The organism is Spiroplasma sp. DGKH1 (assembly GCF_040940205.1).
Lineage (GTDB): Bacteria > Bacillota_I > Bacilli_A > Mycoplasmatales > Mycoplasmataceae > Spiroplasma.
Map to the genome: position 1 here is coordinate 1 of NZ_JASTWG010000001.1, position 17,139 is coordinate 17,139.

20 protein-coding genes are annotated in these 17,139 nt (G+C 26.0%); 3 read left to right on the forward strand and 17 right to left on the reverse strand.

The window, feature by feature from the left end; translation table 4 throughout:
* Positions 1–214: 214 nt before the first annotated feature.
* Together QPK10_RS00005 and QPK10_RS00010 are read right to left on the reverse strand one after the other, a co-directional pair.
* A complete protein-coding gene (locus tag QPK10_RS00005; RefSeq protein WP_368485994.1) occupies positions 215–451 on the reverse strand; it encodes a hypothetical protein in 237 nt (78 codons plus the stop codon).
* Positions 452–704: 253 nt separating this feature from the next.
* Positions 705–1,634 carry a hypothetical protein gene (locus QPK10_RS00010; protein WP_368485995.1) on the reverse strand — a complete coding sequence of 310 codons (930 nt, stop codon included), beginning with the start codon at positions 1,632–1,634 and terminating at the stop codon, positions 705–707.
* A 184-nt stretch (positions 1,635–1,818) separates the two neighbouring features.
* Here QPK10_RS00010 and QPK10_RS00015 point away from each other — a divergent pair, with 184 nt between their 5' ends.
* A complete protein-coding gene (locus tag QPK10_RS00015) occupies positions 1,819–2,913 on the forward strand; it encodes a hypothetical protein (protein WP_368485996.1) in 1,095 nt (364 codons plus the stop codon).
* Here the strand turns inward: QPK10_RS00015 and QPK10_RS00020 are convergent, their stop codons facing one another.
* Positions 2,914–3,723, reverse strand: a complete 810-nt coding sequence (locus tag QPK10_RS00020; RefSeq protein ID WP_368485997.1) for a hypothetical protein — start codon at positions 3,721–3,723, stop codon at positions 2,914–2,916.
* Between the two features lie 224 nt (positions 3,724–3,947).
* Here QPK10_RS00020 and QPK10_RS00025 point away from each other — a divergent pair, with 224 nt between their 5' ends.
* Entirely contained in the window at positions 3,948–4,697 is a 750-nt protein-coding gene (locus tag QPK10_RS00025; protein WP_368485998.1) for a hypothetical protein, read from the forward strand.
* A 72-nt stretch (positions 4,698–4,769) separates the two neighbouring features.
* On the opposite strand, the gene QPK10_RS00030 is transcribed toward QPK10_RS00025, so the two are convergent.
* The 13 genes from QPK10_RS00030 to QPK10_RS00090 all read right to left on the reverse strand — a co-directional run bounded on the left by QPK10_RS00030 (position 4,770) and on the right by QPK10_RS00090 (position 15,121).
* Complete coding sequence (locus QPK10_RS00030; protein WP_368485999.1) at positions 4,770–5,099, reverse strand: hypothetical protein; 330 nt, start codon at positions 5,097–5,099, stop codon at positions 4,770–4,772.
* A gap of 717 nt (positions 5,100–5,816) precedes the next feature.
* Positions 5,817–6,470 carry a WD40 repeat domain-containing protein gene (locus tag QPK10_RS00035; protein WP_368486000.1) on the reverse strand — a complete coding sequence of 218 codons (654 nt, stop codon included), beginning with the start codon at positions 6,468–6,470 and terminating at the stop codon, positions 5,817–5,819.
* 1,644 nt (positions 6,471–8,114) lie between these two features.
* Positions 8,115–8,375 (reverse strand): hypothetical protein, encoded by a 261-nt coding sequence (locus tag QPK10_RS00040; RefSeq protein WP_368486001.1) that lies wholly within the window; start codon positions 8,373–8,375, stop codon positions 8,115–8,117.
* Positions 8,376–8,798: 423 nt separating this feature from the next.
* Complete coding sequence (locus QPK10_RS00045) at positions 8,799–9,188, reverse strand: hypothetical protein (RefSeq protein ID WP_368486003.1); 390 nt, start codon at positions 9,186–9,188, stop codon at positions 8,799–8,801.
* Between the two features lie 19 nt (positions 9,189–9,207).
* Positions 9,208–11,043, reverse strand: a complete 1,836-nt coding sequence (locus tag QPK10_RS00050; RefSeq protein ID WP_368486004.1) for a DNA cytosine methyltransferase — start codon at positions 11,041–11,043, stop codon at positions 9,208–9,210.
* The gene (locus tag QPK10_RS00055) at positions 11,034–11,570 is read right to left on the reverse strand and encodes a sugar-phosphate nucleotidyltransferase (RefSeq protein ID WP_368486007.1); all 537 of its coding nucleotides are present in this window, start codon (positions 11,568–11,570) and stop codon (positions 11,034–11,036) included. Before QPK10_RS00055 ends, QPK10_RS00050 begins: the two co-directional genes overlap by 10 nt.
* A 35-nt stretch (positions 11,571–11,605) precedes the next feature.
* Complete coding sequence (locus QPK10_RS00060) at positions 11,606–11,947, reverse strand: hypothetical protein (RefSeq protein WP_368486008.1); 342 nt, start codon at positions 11,945–11,947, stop codon at positions 11,606–11,608.
* Positions 11,947–12,192 carry a hypothetical protein gene (locus tag QPK10_RS00065; protein WP_368486009.1) on the reverse strand — a complete coding sequence of 82 codons (246 nt, stop codon included), beginning with the start codon at positions 12,190–12,192 and terminating at the stop codon, positions 11,947–11,949. The genes QPK10_RS00060 and QPK10_RS00065 overlap by 1 nt, the downstream gene beginning before the upstream one ends.
* Positions 12,193–12,194: 2 nt before the next feature.
* Complete coding sequence (locus QPK10_RS00070) at positions 12,195–12,455, reverse strand: hypothetical protein (protein WP_368486010.1); 261 nt, start codon at positions 12,453–12,455, stop codon at positions 12,195–12,197.
* Positions 12,442–12,657, reverse strand: coding sequence for a hypothetical protein (locus tag QPK10_RS00075; RefSeq protein WP_368486011.1), 216 nt, complete (start codon positions 12,655–12,657; stop codon positions 12,442–12,444). Before QPK10_RS00075 ends, QPK10_RS00070 begins: the two co-directional genes overlap by 14 nt.
* A gap of 2 nt (positions 12,658–12,659) precedes the next feature.
* Positions 12,660–12,881 (reverse strand): hypothetical protein, encoded by a 222-nt coding sequence (locus QPK10_RS00080; protein WP_368486012.1) that lies wholly within the window; start codon positions 12,879–12,881, stop codon positions 12,660–12,662.
* Between the two features lie 29 nt (positions 12,882–12,910).
* Positions 12,911–14,239 carry a hypothetical protein gene (locus tag QPK10_RS00085; RefSeq protein ID WP_368486013.1) on the reverse strand — a complete coding sequence of 443 codons (1,329 nt, stop codon included), beginning with the start codon at positions 14,237–14,239 and terminating at the stop codon, positions 12,911–12,913.
* Between the two features lie 171 nt (positions 14,240–14,410).
* Positions 14,411–15,121: a B3/4 domain-containing protein gene (locus tag QPK10_RS00090; protein WP_368486014.1), complete on the reverse strand. Its 711-nt coding sequence runs from the start codon at positions 15,119–15,121 to the stop codon at positions 14,411–14,413.
* 306 nt (positions 15,122–15,427) lie between these two features.
* On the opposite strand from QPK10_RS00090, the gene QPK10_RS00095 reads away from it, so the two are divergent.
* On the forward strand, positions 15,428–15,868 hold the full coding sequence (locus tag QPK10_RS00095; protein ID WP_368486015.1) for a hypothetical protein: 441 nt from the start codon (positions 15,428–15,430) through the stop codon (positions 15,866–15,868).
* A gap of 72 nt (positions 15,869–15,940) precedes the next feature.
* On the opposite strand, the gene QPK10_RS00100 is transcribed toward QPK10_RS00095, so the two are convergent.
* A complete protein-coding gene (locus QPK10_RS00100) occupies positions 15,941–17,137 on the reverse strand; it encodes a hypothetical protein (protein WP_368486016.1) in 1,197 nt (398 codons plus the stop codon).
* Positions 17,138–17,139: the final 2 nt, after the last annotated feature.

Below are 17,139 nucleotides of genomic sequence, written 5' to 3' on the forward strand. Positions count from 1 at the left end.
AGTCATCTTATTCAGTCATCTTATTCAGTCATCTTATTCAGTCATCTTATTCAGTCATCTTATTCAGTCATCTTATTCAGTCATCTTATTAAATAAATAATATAAAGATAACAAATTGATTAAAATTTGACAACAATGAAAAATAGTATCTAACTTTTAAAATACCTGAAAATATCCTTATTTTATCGTACGATTGCAAATAAAAAACCGCCCGTTAAGCGGTTTGAGAGGTACCTAATTTGATATTCGGTCTATTAACTAATTCTAAATAAATAATTCTATCATTAACTTCTATATTCTCAGGTACAAAGTAAAAATCACTAATTTTTTTAAAAAAATCAGGCAAAAAATTATTTCAATATGTTTTATAATAGTTACTTTCATACTGTGGATTTTTAATATTAATATTAATAATATGATCCCCTACAATTTCATCATAAATATTTTTCATTTTTATTTTCCTATCTAATAAATAAATTTTAAAAAAATTGTACTTCAAAATTTTAATTAATTCTTTATTAATCGCCTTTTTTAAAACTATATTTTTCTGTTTTTAATAAATTAAAAACACTTAAAACTAATGCATCGCATAATCTTATAATCTTTTTCTCTAAGTAATAATATAATATATTTTAAGAAATTTAATAAAATTATGCAAAAAAAATATAAAAAATTCTTTTTAAATAATTTTTAAAAAGAATAAATTAAGAATTTAGTCTTAAATCATATATTTTCCCATCATCAGTCAAAATATAAAGCCAATTACCAAAAGTTTTGACATCAATAATACTATTTTTCTCAATAATTTTTAACACTTTAATTTCATTATTATCAATTTGATAAATATTCCCTTGATCATCCCCACCATAAATAAAGTTATTATTATCTAATGCAATATTAAAAATTACTCCTTTACGTAAGCTATTTATTAAAGTTCAAGTATTATTTTGATAAAAGTAAAATTTACTTGCCCCGTCATCAGCACTATCTAAAATTGCTAAGGTATTATTTTGGTTGACAATATTATAAACTTCCCCATTTACATGGTAAAATTTGTGTCATTGTTCCAGAAGCGGATCATAAGTTTCCAGCTCACCATTATTAAAACCAAAGATAATATTTTCATTAAGGTGATTAATACTTAGAATGCTAGTATCGGTAAAATTATTAATTAAGTGGGCTGGTGTAACCCCAACCTGGCCAGTGTAAACATCACCATTGCTAGCTCCCGCATATCATCTTCCTTCATAACAATAAACACTATAGATTTCAACTCCCTGCCCCACCAGCAACTTGGTAACAGTTGGATTGTTGAAATTACCAGTATAAACAAAGCCATTAACAGTACCAACATACCAATTATTACTATGTCAATCAACAAATAAACTTAAGATTAAATCAGATAATTCAATTGTTTTTAATATTTGATGTTGATAACCAATAATTAACTTACTATCACTGGCAACATACCAATTATTATGGGTATCAATTTGTAACCGATAACCTTGGTGAGTGGGAACAGTTGTTAATAATTCAAAATTAGCCCGCACAGAAGGATGACACGCAAAAAGATTAGTACCAACTATTGTGCTAAAAACAAAACTAGTTAAAATCTTTAAAATTTTGTGCATCATAAAGCTCCTTCCGATTATGTAATCATTTTTATTATAATAAAGAATCCTTTTAATAATTATTGTTAAAAGTAAATCTTTTAAAGGTTTAAAAAGTAAGGTAATTTTCTACATTGGACTAGCATCCACCCAAATTGATAGTTTATAAAAAATAACGTATAATTATTATAAGGAATGGTGGAAACATATGCGATGATTAATTAAGTTATTATCTTTAACAATTGTAGTTGGTGGTTTAACACCCCTGAGTGCTTGTAAAAATACTAATAGTTCACCAACTAATCATAAACCAACACCCCCACCAATTGATCCCGATGATAATAATAATGATCATAATAATGGTGAAGATGAAAACCCGCATGATATAGTGGTAATTCATCAAGAGATTAATGGTTATGACCAAGAAAAAGAAGCCTTAACTAATTTCCTAAAACAAGTTACTTTTAATAATGCTTTTGAACAAGACTGAAATCGCAGTTCAAAAACAACAGCTGTTAAAAGTTTACCTACCCTGTTATATAATTGAATCTTTTATAATTATGATGTCCAAAATATTAATGTTGGTGCTGAAACAGTTAATTTAACTTCTTTTATTGAGCAAATTAAACCAACCGTCAATATTACTAGTAACGGAACTGACAAAGAATATAGTTTTACTAATCTCAATGACTGAAAATATAATAGTAAATATCATACTATTGATAATATTCGCTTACAATTTAAACTACCTGACAACGAAGTTTATGTTTTTGACCGGACAATATCAGTGATGTTTTTAGAAGAAGACTGGGGTTATGTCGCTAATATGATTGATGTTGGTTATCGCAATAATTTAATTCAATATTTTAAAACTAACCCTAATTATTGACAAATATGAATAACCGAATGAAAAACTAATACGCCAACCACCCAACAAATTCAAGTAAAACTTTTTAGTATCTTGAAAAATTTCAGCCGTCCTTCGGTAATGAAAAATAATCCTTATTTCATTGATCCACTATTATATCATTATGGTGTTTATAAATATGGTCCCAATGATCACGACCAAGAAGAACCAAGTGACGAAGACATTGCTGGACAATTTGCTCGCTCATATAAAACAACTTATGAATTTTTTAATGACCCGTGAAACTTAGATGATTTCTTTCCAACCATTGAGCAAGATTACCAAGCCATTTATTTTTCTTATGAAGCAAATTTTAGTTGTGAAATTAAAAGCTTTGCAAGCACAACTAGTTTCTTTTTCAATATTCAATTTTCAGCAATTATCAATAAAAAATAATTATAATCTTGTATCTTCCTCAGCAGAATCGTAACCACTAAAATTAATTAATTCTTGATGTCTTGCTTTTTCTTCCTCAATTTGTTGCTTAATATTTTCTTGTTTTTCCTCATTTTTTTTCTTAACTTCCTTACATAATTCTTTTAATGCCAAGGCGGCAAGCTCTACTTTTTCAACTTCTTCTTCAGAAAGTTCCGCACAAGGAGGATTATCAACCGGTGGCGGTCCTTCTGATGGGATGTCTAAATTAAAATTATAAAATCACCTAAAGTCTTCCTCACCAAAATGTTGGTCATCAAATTGCCTTGATAATTCATCATTTGAAATGTCAAAGGATGCGCTTCGAATATGATTTAGCACATTAGAATTTAATTTATTACGGTCATAAGCCATAACTTCCATATAGTTGTCCCTAATAAGAGTCGGCCTCATAATATCAGAATTTCATCCGGGAACAAAATTTAACATTTCAGGACATTGTTCTTTGAACTTCAACAGCATTCCATGATAACTCCCAGTTCAGCGATTAAAAAGGCAATCACTTAAATGTAATGTTAGTCTTCAAGTTAGTTTTTCATTTATCCGAAAATTATGGGTTGATCTGGGAACTAATCCATGTAATATTAGATTAGTTGTGCAAATATCTTTGGCGTCATTACAAAGTTTTAAAAAAGTTTCTCAATCCTCAGGCGCTAATTTTGATTTTACATATTCTTTATAATAATTAGCCCTATTAATTTCCACCATTTCGCTAGTTATATTTCAAATTGAAGTATCCTTTTTTCATAAAAGTTTTAATCATTCAAACATAATTACTTAACCTCCTGATTAATTAAAAAGTACCTAAAATAACTAAATATTTTAGGTACTTTACGCACTCTTTTAAGTTGCTAATTTAATTTTAACGAAAATATTAAAAATAACACACGAAAATAATTATTACTTTTAGAATATTAAAATGACTAATTTTTCATAAAGGTGGTAAATATGATAGAATAAAAGCAACAATAAAAGACTAACAAGGAGAATTTTATATGAATTTAAGTATGTATAAAAAAGCAGAAATGCATCCAATGATTGAAAAAACAATGGAGTTAATTTTACATATTGGATTACCAATTATTGTCACTGAAGTTGCCGGTTATTATTTAGAAAGGTTAGAATTAGCAAGTGGTTATATTTTGATAATTAAACTAGCATTAGTGATTGTCTCATTAGTTCTTTCTGCTTTTTTAATTGTGCCGTTAATTTACTTAGCAGTAAACTATCGATTATTTCGCTTCATTAAAAAATTTAAAACCCACACCTTATTTAATTATAATAATAAAATTGCTAATGAAGATTTTAATGAATTACTAAAAACCTTATCAATTGATAATTATCACCATATTGTCCAAAAAATTAAAACTGAACGGAAATTTAAAGAATTATTACCAATTACTGATTTAGAAATAAAATACAACTGATTTAATGGTAAAATCAAAAGCTTTGTGTTTGTGATTCCTGGCTATGGACGCATTAGTATGTATAACCAAGAAATTTATTTAGATCATAAAAACCATTTAATGTTATTACACATTAACCATTATATTAAAACTAACTTTTTATTAGATACTATTAAAACTAATGATTTTCACGGGACAAGTTTAATTACCTTTAGTTGTTTTACAGGGAAATTAAACTCCTGGTATTATTTCACTGATGCCACTCGTCAAGAATACGGAGTAGTTGTTAACCAAGCGGAATTTTTAGGAGTGCACTCGGATTTAAAAAAAGATCATTAATTAACAAGAATAAAAAAGGTTTAATTATGTTAACATAATTAAACCTTTTTAAAAACTAAAATTTGTAATTTTTTAAGCAACTAGTGAAAACTCACGAACACTATAATCAGTTTTTTCAGTAAATTTATTTAAACGTTTTTTGTAAGTAATGATAATGTTTTTAAAGTTATCAAAATTAAATTCTGATTTTAATTTATTAGCCACATCATCTCATGCAATACAGTGCACTTCATTACCATTATCTTCAACTCAGAATTCGAATAAGTCGTGTGACCCACCATCTTTTGAGTTAACTGTTTTAAAGTTAGTTCCTTTATCACCAATAATTGGGAATTGAACATTTGAGATTATATCATCGTTTCTTCTTTGAAAGTTGTTATTACTTCTGTTGTTGTTGTACATCTTTTCCTCCTAAAAAATCATTCATAATGAGTATATTTAAAAAGTATTTTTTAAATCGTTCTGGAAATTTTAAGATTATTATGTAAAAATAATTGTAAAATTAAGCCTAATATCAAAATGAACTCTTTTTAGTATATCGTTTATTTAGAAAAAAATCAACTAATTTATGAAAATAAGTAATTTTTGTTCAAATAAATTATGTGTTTGTTTAAAAAACTATAAATTTAATAAATATAATCAGACCTTAAAAACTAAATTACACAAGTTTACTATCCTAGGATTATTGGTTCATATATACCAATAAATTGAACTTTAATTTACAAATTAATAACATAGATTAAATATTCGTAAACAAGAAAATTACTTACAAAATGAAAATGAATCTAATAAGATAGTAAAAATCTCATCTGTTAATTATTATTAAATTATTTTCGGATTCTAAAGGTAGAATAAGCATAATTATTTATTATAAAAACTTAAAATAACAAATCAAATATCAATCAGGATTCAATTCTTTGTTCCATAATAATAATGAAAAAAATAAAATTAAAAAAATTAATAACTCCTGAGATATTTTTTAATTAATCTATTATTATTTATACAAATATTAAAATTATTATCTTCATATTAGTGACGATATTGACAAAATATCAAAACTTCTTTTTCCCCTCCCATCAAATAACTTCTATTATGCAATATATTTATAAAAGTGTTATTCTAATTAATTACTAAAGCATGTCACACATTGGAATTATAAGTACCAGCATACAACGAACCATCAGATGAAAAACGCAACGAACGAATCGCTCCATCATTCAAACTAGCAAACTTTGTTGCTGTTCCACCAGTGGCAATCCGCCACACATTCGAACTACTAGTAGCAGCATACAACGAACCATCCTGTGAAAACACCAACGAATAAATTTGACTATCGCTTAAACCAACAAACTTTGTTACCATCCCATCAGTAGCAATCCGTCACACATTAGATGTTTGAGTAGCAGCATACAACGAACCATCCTGTGAAAATACCAATGAATTAATGGTAGAATCATTTAAACTAGCAAACTTTGTTGCCGTTCCATCAGTGGCAATCCGTCACACATTCGATCTACTAGTAGCAGCATACCAAAAACCATCAGATGAAAAGAGTAATGAAAAAATTCAACCATCATTCAAACTAGCAAACTTTGTTACCATCCCACTAGTGTCAATCCGCCATACATTGGAGTTACTAGTAGCAGCATACAACGAACCATCCTGTGAAAGTACCAACGAAATAATGGCAGAATCATTTAAACTAGCAAACTTAGTAACTGTACCACTAGTAGTCACACGTCAGACATTTGATTGATCAGTGGCAGCATACATATAAACTTCTAAATTACTAAATTAATAATAAAAGTAAATTTTTACAAAAACCTTATAAGAAAGTAATTATCTAAATAAAATAAACTAGCAATTGCTAGTTTATTTTATTTAATGTTATTAAAAGTTATTTAGTTGTTCTTTTTATCTTATTAGCTAATAAAATATATTGTTTTATGTTTAAATATTCCGAACTATTTATAATAATATTTTTGTCTAACTCACCAATAATATATCAACTCCTTATGCTATTATAAATGGTTGGGCTTCTTAAATAAAATAAATAATATAAAAACAAAACATAATAAATATAAAAATAAAATTTATTCAATAAATATATTTAATTACAAATTTACAATTAATTATTTTATTTATAATTAATTTAATATATTTTATATATATATTAAAAATATAATATAAAAATAATGATCAAAAAAAAGTTAATAAAAGCGCAGATGATATTAAAATAAAATTATCAATTTTTGTAACTGATGAAATATTTTTCATTAAAAAATAAAAAAACATATGATAAGCAAAAATAAAAAGTGATAAGTCTCCTAAAAAAATAATAAAATTGTTAGACTTAATATTAAAAGATAAAAATAAACAAAAAAAAGATGTTGCACAAAAAATTGTTAATGGTGAATAAGTTAAATATAACGATTTAGGAAACACAAAAATATTTAAAAAATTAATTCAAAACGATAATAAAAAAAATATTATTGTCACGAATGTTACTATTATTTTATTATTTTGTAAATATTCTTTGCCATATAAACTAACAAAAGCGCCAATTAAATAGCAATAAAATAATGGAATTATTCAAAGAAATTTTTGGCCAAAGAAAAAAGAATAGATTTGAAAAGTTAAATATATTAGTAATATAACTATTATTATTTTTTTCTTGATAATTAATATTAATAAATTTAAAAAAGGAGCTAATAAATAAATAATCGAAATTGCACTTAAATATCATCATGCTCAATTATTACCCGTTAATAAAATTTCAATTCAATTATTTTTTGACAAAGATGAAAAAAGAAGATTTAAAATAATATTAAAAATTCATAAAAATAATAATGTTGGCAAAAATTCAATCATTTTATATTTTGTATTTTTATTACATAAAAAATAACCAGTAATCATTGCAAAAATACTAACAGAAACATTTAATAATGGTTTAAATCATAAAAAATATAAAAAATAATGATGGAAAACAACAAATAAGCAAAGTATAAATTTCAGTAACTGAATATTTGCTTGTTTATTTTTATATATTTTTTGCTTATTTATAATTTTAATTTGTTCAATCATATTATTATCTCCTTATTAATCACTTTTGCTCCTTATAACAATTAAGATTATATACATACTTAAAATTAATAATTACTTTCTAATTATATATTAAAATTAATGTATTTATTAATTTTTAAATAAAATTATAGTTAACTTAGATTTTAACATAATTAAATTTTGATTATTAACTTTTTTTGATATATTTTAATGTCAAGACTTTTTTAGACAAATTTTATGTAGAGTAATAATTTCTGTATTGTACTAGTGAAAAGATTTTAATAAAGGTGTTAAAATGGCTAAAAAAAGAGCTTTGGTTGATACTGTATTAGAATTAATAGTCATTAATTATAATTATTCTTTTCAAATTTCGTAGGTGTTTAATTCTTCTCATGCGTAGTTGTTGATTTGCTTTTGAATTCATTTGCTTAGGGTAAGGTTTGGTGTAATTCAGTGAACGCAAATTCCTTGCTTGTAGTATTCTTGTAAGTTGTCAAGTTTTTTGATAAATCTATCAGGTGCTTTCCGTGTTCGTTCTAATTCAATTACTTGACAGGAATTATCATTTTTGTAAATAACTAAATCGGGATAACTGTTCAGATTGCCATTTTCCATTTTTAATTCGTGCTCTGTTAAATAACATTGAACAATACCAGATAAAATCAACTTCAAAACCAGCAAATAAAAAAATACTGCTACACAATAGATCAATTACATTCTCGTTTTAAACATTTTATTAAAAGATTTAGAGGTATTAGAGTCATATACTCAATATTATATTTTTATTGTTTTAAATTTATTGATGAATATAGAAAAACATCAATATCAGAATAAAAAATAATTTATTAAACATAATTTAATTAATCGTTTTCACAAAATCAATTAAAAATATATTAAGAAATAATATTTTTTTAAGTAAATTTGATAAATATCTATATGCTTTTATTAATGAAATGCAAACTTTTCAAGAACTTTGAAAAATTAAACATGTACCAGATAAAAAACTAATTAAAAATTCATTTTTATTTAAAAATGAATTTATTTCTCAAATTTAGATTTTATTTTTTTTAAATGTTCATTCCTCTTTATACCAATTCCACTTATTGTTTTTCCAAAAGAAGTGATTTGATTTTTATTTTGTTCTTCTATACAAAAACTATTACAAATTTGACTATTAATTACACTCACAGTCCTATTTAATTTAAGCATCATTATGTCCTGAATTTCTTGATTATTAAAATTATAATATACTTTTAATTGTTCTAGTATCAGAAAGCAATCTGCTAATTCTTCTTTTATTAATTCTTTGTTGGTCTTTCCTTTTAAGTTTTTACACAGTTCTTTTTGTAATTCAGCCATTTCTTCTATCGCCTGAATTATTTGTTTATCACCATAATATGTAATAATTGGTTTTATTAAATCTTTCATTTATTTTTCTCCTTCTTATTTAAATAGTTTTTAATAGCTCTTTAAAAATGGCTTCTAAAACTGGAACTACAATTGAATTACCTGCAAGTTGATATAATGCTGTTTTAGGTAATTCTTTAACTTCCTCAATATCTAGTTCATTAAATCCCATTAATCTTCAACATTCTTGCTCTGTTAAAACTCTTAAATAACAATATTTACCTTCTATTTCAAATATTGGAATATCATCACCCAAATATTCATTTGCATCAACTAGTACTTTTTGTTTTATGGATAAAGTTAAAGTATTAATATTGCCATCAGGCATAGCAACTATGTTATTTTGATGAACAGTTGATAAAGGAATAATAATGTTTCCTTCCTTTTCTCTTATTTTTCCTGCTTTTCTAGGTGAACCATCAGCTAAAGTATAATTATAATCATCATTAACTTTATAAGTTTTTATTGGAATTGCTAATTGCCCTGGTCAACCATAAGCAGTAGTTATTGTAGGCAAAATTGCTTTTTTATTACTTGTATCAGTAAATGTACTAACTTGAGTATGATTCATAATAGGGATTTGTGTTTTTCCTTGATTATTAAAAGTATTTTTATTTATTGGAATTGCTATTTTAATTTTGGAAGATGCCATAATTGTAGGTATTTCACCATTTTCACTATTAACAATATAATTATCTTTATTAAAAGTTGTAATTGGAATTTTAACAACTCCCGCATTGTTTCAACGTACTTGTTTAGTAGTAACACATTGAGCAATGCTATCTACAATTTTTATCTTGCCTTCTTGAATTGCTTTCGCCATTGAGGGTTGTTTGATATAATATGATTTATCTACATTTTGGTCTAAAAAATCTTTTAATGATTTTCTAACTTTTTTAAAATCTCTTTCAGTAAAACCCATTAGTTTTCAAAATTCTTGTTCTGATAATTCTCGTCAATGTAAAATATTTTGAGAATCAATAAATCCAATTTTAATTGGTACAGTTACATTTATTGTTCCTACATATGAATTTATTTTTCAAATTCGATTATATGCTCCATTAACCAGTTTATTATCTGTTGCTCGTGGAATTGTATAAAAATTACTATATTCTTTAAATTTAGATTCTACCTTTCAAAGATGCCCTTTTTCTAAAAAATATGATAAAGGAATCATTTCATTTTCTTTAACATTCTCTCATATGAATTTTTTATTTGTTGAATTTAAAATTGATACTACAAATACACGCTCACGATTTTGAGGAATTCCAAAATCTTTTGAATTTAAAACTTTATAAGTATTTGTATATCCCAAATTTTCTAATTTTCATAGATAATAATTAAAAAAATATCAATGACAAGCTTTTTTAGTTCCGTTACTTTCTAAAATATCATTAATATAATTAGAACAATTTAAATCTTTTTCATAACATGAGTAATCTTTATGATTTAATACCCCCTTAAAATCATCGCATGATATACAATAACCATATTTATGTTTGCATTTTTGTAATAAACCTTTGACATTTTCTCAAACTATATACTTAGGTTTATGCATTAATTCTTTTTCAATTATCCTAATAGTTTCTAAAAATAATAAACTTCTACCGGATTCAATATTCTTTTTTCCAGCATTGTTTCAATCTTGGCAAGGTGAACCATGAACTAATAAATCAATTTGAGTATTTCATTTACGAACATCTTGTGGTGAATATTTATTTTTAAACAAACGATTATAAGCAATTGTTGCATAATCTAATACTTCAATATAATCTGTTGATTTAATGTCATATCCTAAATTTTCTAAAGCTTTACGTGGTGCACCTATTCCCCCAAAAATTTCTAGAACTTTAATTTTTTTATTAATTAAATTCATTGTAATTGTGCTCCAGGTAAATTTAATTTATATGTAACTCAAAGACATCCTTGATTGAATGAACTGGCACAACCTTTAAACTTAATTCTCTTTTTAAAAATTAGTATCTGAATATTACTATTATGTTTTTCAAATAAGTTACCTCTAGGTGTTGTTTCTAATGTTCTTAAAGGCAATAGCATTGCAAATGGAATATCTAGTTTAAATAATCTTTCTAGTATTTGATTTTGAATACTAAATGGTGGATTTGAAATAATAAGATCACAATTTTTAGGTGGTTTTGTAGTAAAAAAATCATTTTGCAAATCATCAAAAATATGTGTTGCTTGAAAATTTGATAAATTATTGTTTAAAGCTTCTTGTCTAAATTCCGATTCTAAATGATTAAAGGGTAATCATATATTTCGATAAGTACTAATATTAATTCTTTTATACATATCTTGCACAACTCATTTTGGAGTTTCTACATGATCTTTATCTCTAATTTTTGGTTCAGATGAAACTATCCTAAATTCTGTATTTGCCATAAATTTCCTCTTTCTATAATTAGTAAAATATTTTCCTAGAAATAAATCTCTTTATAATTTGAAATTTGAATAGTTTCTATCTCACTAAATAACTTGTCATTATCCATAAAATTAAATTTAAGTTGTCCAAAATTATTTATTTCAGAAGTAACTAAAATTTTATGTTTAATTAATAATTTTTCTATTTCATTGAATTCTTCATACATATAATTATTTTCTAAAACTTTTATTTTTAATGAATTCTCAGCTTCTTTTAAAGAATTAAAACTTTCAATTAATAATTTTCAGGTTTTGATAACTAAATTAAATTTCTTTAATTTTATTCATTCTTTTAACTTGTTAATCTTGTTATATTTAATAGCTTCATAATTTTTCATTATAAATCTTTGCACTCTTTACTGCTTGAGTTGTTAGAAGAATGTTGATTTAATAAGTTTAATATTAATCCCAATTCTTGGATATTTAGTTCTACTTTAGTAGTCAATAATGGCTCTGACACTAAATTTTTACTAATTAAATTACTATCTATATTTTTTAATATTTCATTTAAGACAGCTTTGTATGATTTGTTAATTTTTAATGATAATAATATTTTTTCTGATAATTCATTTTTACATAACATAATTAATTTCCTCCATTCTTAGCAAGTAATATTAATTGCTTTTTGATATTATTAATTTCACTAATTTTTTTGCATAAACTTTTCTTTTTGGTTGTAAAAGAGACTGATGGAATTATAGCCACATATTCATTTTCAGTTCCTATTTCACCAATTTTCCGAATAATTATTGATTCGTATTTAACTAAAGATATTATTTCATTGACTACTTGATCCATCAAAAATTGCAGTTCACTCTTTAAATCAGTTTTATTATTTTCTATCATATAGATCATTCCCTTTTATTTTTTCTACTATTAATTTTTCATTAGCTTTTAATAATCTAAAATTGTTCTTGTGTTTTAACAATCAACTTAAATGTTCTTCTGCAGCAGCACGATTTGAATATGAATAAATACGTCCTTTTTTATTTGTGTAATATCCTATATATTCTGATGTTTCAATATTTTGAATTATAATGACTCACATAATTATGTGCTCCTTCCTAAGGATCCAAGTTCATTAATTAATTGCCTTAAAAAATCAAAATGTTTTTGACAAAGTACAATACAGTTAAAACTAGTGATAATTGCATATTGCGGTAATGATTGATCAAAATCGACAGTAGGACATACTTCACAAAATGAATCAGCAACTTTTGTTGTTCTCTTTTCAATATGCAGTTTTTGAAAAGTTGGTTGATTATCGCTCATATATCTAATTCCTTTCTATACTTTTTGAACTAAATGGTAAGAGTTATGCTGGTAGTATCAAGTTTGTTCCGCACATGTTGTTTCAACTTTTTGTAGTGATGTGCCACAGCATACTTTTTGCTCAACATACCCCCTGCTCTTTGATAAAGTTTTTTAGCTAATGCTAAGTTAAATTTCATATCTTTAGAAAAAGAAACTATTGGATTTTTAACAAATCCTTTAATTTTGAAATGAATATCATCTAATTCATTTACTGTTGTTCCTTTCGCCTGAATTCTCTGCATATCAACTAAATAGTTGAACAAAAGTCTGGCAGAGTCACTTTTGTATCGATTAGTTTGAGTTTCACCAATTGCTTTTTTAGTATTATCCTGATTACGCACTTCAATAAGTTTTTTCTTGCCACGATATTCTACTTTTTGAAATAATTCTTTAGTTACGTCATCTAAGTTTATTTCCTTATTTATTACTAACCTAGTTTTTTTAGGTTTTAATAAATTTTTGCTTCTTCTAAATAAACGACATTTATAATCCGTTAAATTTTTCATTTTAAATGTTTTACCTTTAGTAGCAGAATAAGGATTTTCATAAAACATTTTAGTAATGTATTTTCCCATATAAGAAGCTATTTTTCCTATTGTGTCTGATTCTTCAATATCACGTTGAGTAATTCTAATACAGGTATTAAAACCATGTGGTCATAATTTTTCAAGAACTTTTGAATTAAAGATTGTCTGATATTTCATAAATTTACCATCTTTAATTTTTTTAGTTGTAAGTTTTTCTAAATCCATATCGACAGTGTTTTTCAATAGAATATGAAAATGAACTGCTCCACGTTCTTGATATTCATAAACTAGTAACCACTTATATTCAGCATTTCTAGTTTTTAAATATTTATTAAATCTCATGTTAAACTTATTAAAATATTCATTTGCAGTTTTAATATCTGTTAAATTTTCCTTAAAAGTTAACGTAATAAAATAATCATTTGGTCTAAAATTTAGATATACAAAATCTTGAATATTCTGTCTAGATCTATTAAGACTTGAAACTGATTTTGAAAACTTTTCATCTTTATCAATTTTAGATGGTGTATCTAAAACTACAGAATCACTAACTTTTGATCTACTAAATTTATTTCATGCATATGAAATTGGTACATAGACAGCTGGTTTTAATTCAATTCAATTGTTATATTCATCTTTTCACATAACAGCTTTTTCAACTTTAATTACAGATGGTTCATTCCATACTTTATATGGCATATTGGAAACTCTTATTCTTGCAACATCGCCTACCTCTGTTAAAGTAACAACTGTTCTTCTTTCAAATTTTTGAGCAGCTACGAAACTCATTTTTAACCTCCTACTTGACTTTTGTAGAATATTAAAAAAACGCCCATATTTATAGACGTTTTTTTAATATTAGGAGGTACCTAATTTTTTATTCTATCTAATTTTTGCTATTGGAATAAAGGTTAAGTAAATTATTAACGTTAAAATAACGGATTTTCTTATTTTAAAACTTTAATTTTCAAGATTTGTACACGGGTTATTACGGTCCAAAATTTTAATTTCACAACTACCTCTTAAATTAGTAGCAATCAAGGTTTGTAATTCAGATAAAGCATTTTCAAAATCAGTTTCCCGGTCAAATTCTAAAAATTCAATACACAATACAGCATCAATTGCTTGTTCTGTTAACATTGTGCGAGTTGATTCTCGTCAATTGAGACAACGACAAATTGCCCCAATCTCATCTTTATAAACAATTTCTCCCTCATAAGGTAGTTCTTTTTGCTCTGAACCTAAGGTAATAAAATCTTCAGTTCCGATGGCTTTGGTTAATAACATATCCCCCACAATTTTGCTAATATCTTCCCCACCACACGGCATCCCATATTTTAACGAAACTGAATTATAAATATCAACTAGTGGATTAATGGTTCTAATTTCATTATTGTTTTTAACTCGTTTTAACAAAGCCTCAATGGAAGAACGAGCACCCTTTTTAGTTTTAAATTGTTGATAAGCTTCTCGTCAAGTTCTAATTACTGGGTTAGCCATAAACTCTTCCGCGCTAATATATTGTTGAGCGTTTTGTTGCGCAGCATTCAACAACGCTTGGTACTGAGCGGTGTCATAAATATGATTATCAATATTATGGGCAATTACTACCCCAATTTTGGCGGTTGGAAAGATTGCTCAAAAATCATCTTTAATAATTATTTTCTTCATATATGATTCTCCTTTGGAATTTGTAAATATTTATTAATATAACTTTAAATGCTGACTCTAAAAGCCATCCTTATTATTATATTAATAAAATATTATAAATTAAAGAAATTTTTCGCAAATTAATGATTTTAATAAATTTTTTTTATTTTTTAAACCTTTTAAAAGTTTATAACTAATAAGAAAAACTCTAACATTCCAAAAATCACAAGCATATAATGAGAGTGAGGGTAAATAAATTATTTACTTTCACTTAATAATAGAAAAAACTATTAAAAAGCATATTTTAACTTAAAGGAGGTTTTTATCATGAAAATCTTATTATCATTAATTAGTTCTGCCGCAATTGTTGGAGGAACAAGTGGGGCTTTGGCTCCTATTAACCATCACAATGTTGTAAATAAAAACTTGGGAGAAATTCCAGCATTTAACCAAACTGTTATTAATGCTGTTAAAAACGAAGTCACTGCCGATTTTATGATGTATCAACCCAAACCAGATGTTAGTCATGCTAAAATTGCTGTAATTACTCCCCAAAACTTTACATCGAACTTTGTAAAATCATTTGTTGATTTTGCTGGAACAACCCACACTGGAACATTATGACAAGTTCAAATGATCATCCAAGTAACATATGTGATCCATGAAGAATCACCAGTAACAATTACTATTAATGGTGAATTTGCTTACTATGATGCCATTGCTCAACATGCCTACACTAATATTCCATGATCAAATTACATTTTATAATTTTAATAATAAATTCCTAAATACGCGAAAATAAAAATCTATCGAAATGATAGATTTTTTTATTGAAGAAACTTAATCTTTTTTTAAGATTGTTTTAACAGTGCCGTTAATACGATCTTTAATTGTTAGCTCATACATTGTGGTATTATTAAGGGTTGTTTTCTTAACATCAATAATTTTATGTTCAATGCCATTATCAAAAATAAAATCACCAACCGCATAATGGGTTACCATCTGAGTAGCATTCGAATCCTCAGCATTATTGAAATCAAAACGATTAACATTTAACCCCACACTAGTTTCTGCTTGGTCGTTATCATCAAAGGTTAATTCCACCGTCGGGCTATTCTCTGCGATAGTTGGTGGTTTTTCTTCTAACTCCGCTTTAATTTTTTTTCGATCAAAAATTGAAGATAATGATAAAGTATTTTCTGGTTCTAAAAATTGGTTCGTTGGAAATGATTCAACATATTTTTCATCCCGTTTTGGCATAATATAATCTGCTGGTTGAATCAAAGTCGTTGGTCGTTGGAGTGACTGTTCATTTTCAACCGAACGCTGATTTCCAGTTGGATTTGTTTCTTTCGATTGTAATTTTGTTTTTAACTCATCTAATTGTTGAAGATTATTTTCTAATTCTAACTTATCATTACCCGGTTCACTATGCGTGGTCGGAATCCGTTTGGGAGTTTTTAACCCAGTATATTTTTTTAATGCTTTAATATCACCATGTAATTTAATTAAATAATCTTGCACCTGGTTCATATTATCTTTTAAGGCACTCAGTAACTGATCATGTTCTGTAATAAGGTCAGCATGTTTATTATCAAGAGATGAAGTGGCTGTTATTTTTTCAACGATGGTTCCCTGTGGCAATGGTTTTTGGGCAAGTACTTTGCTTAGTAAGAGAATCATAAAGATTCCTGCGCAGCTTGGACCAATAATTAACATAAAAATTGTTCCCACTTGGTATTCCAAAATTGCTTGATTGGTATAAGGCGGTAAGACAATACCACCATTAACAGTTTCACTAATTTGCAAATGAAAAATTGCCTGGAAACCAGTTGCTAATAAGGCAAAGGGGTCTGAAAACTTTACTTCATAAACAATATTATGATGTCATTGTTGTAAAACATAATTGGGATCAGCGGTTAACGATAATAATTGACTTCCCCCAATTCCTAGTAAAATTAACGCAATAATAAAACTAGCAATTGTCAAAAAGAAAGTTGTCAATAAAAAGGCTTTACTAATAAAAAACTTTTTCATTT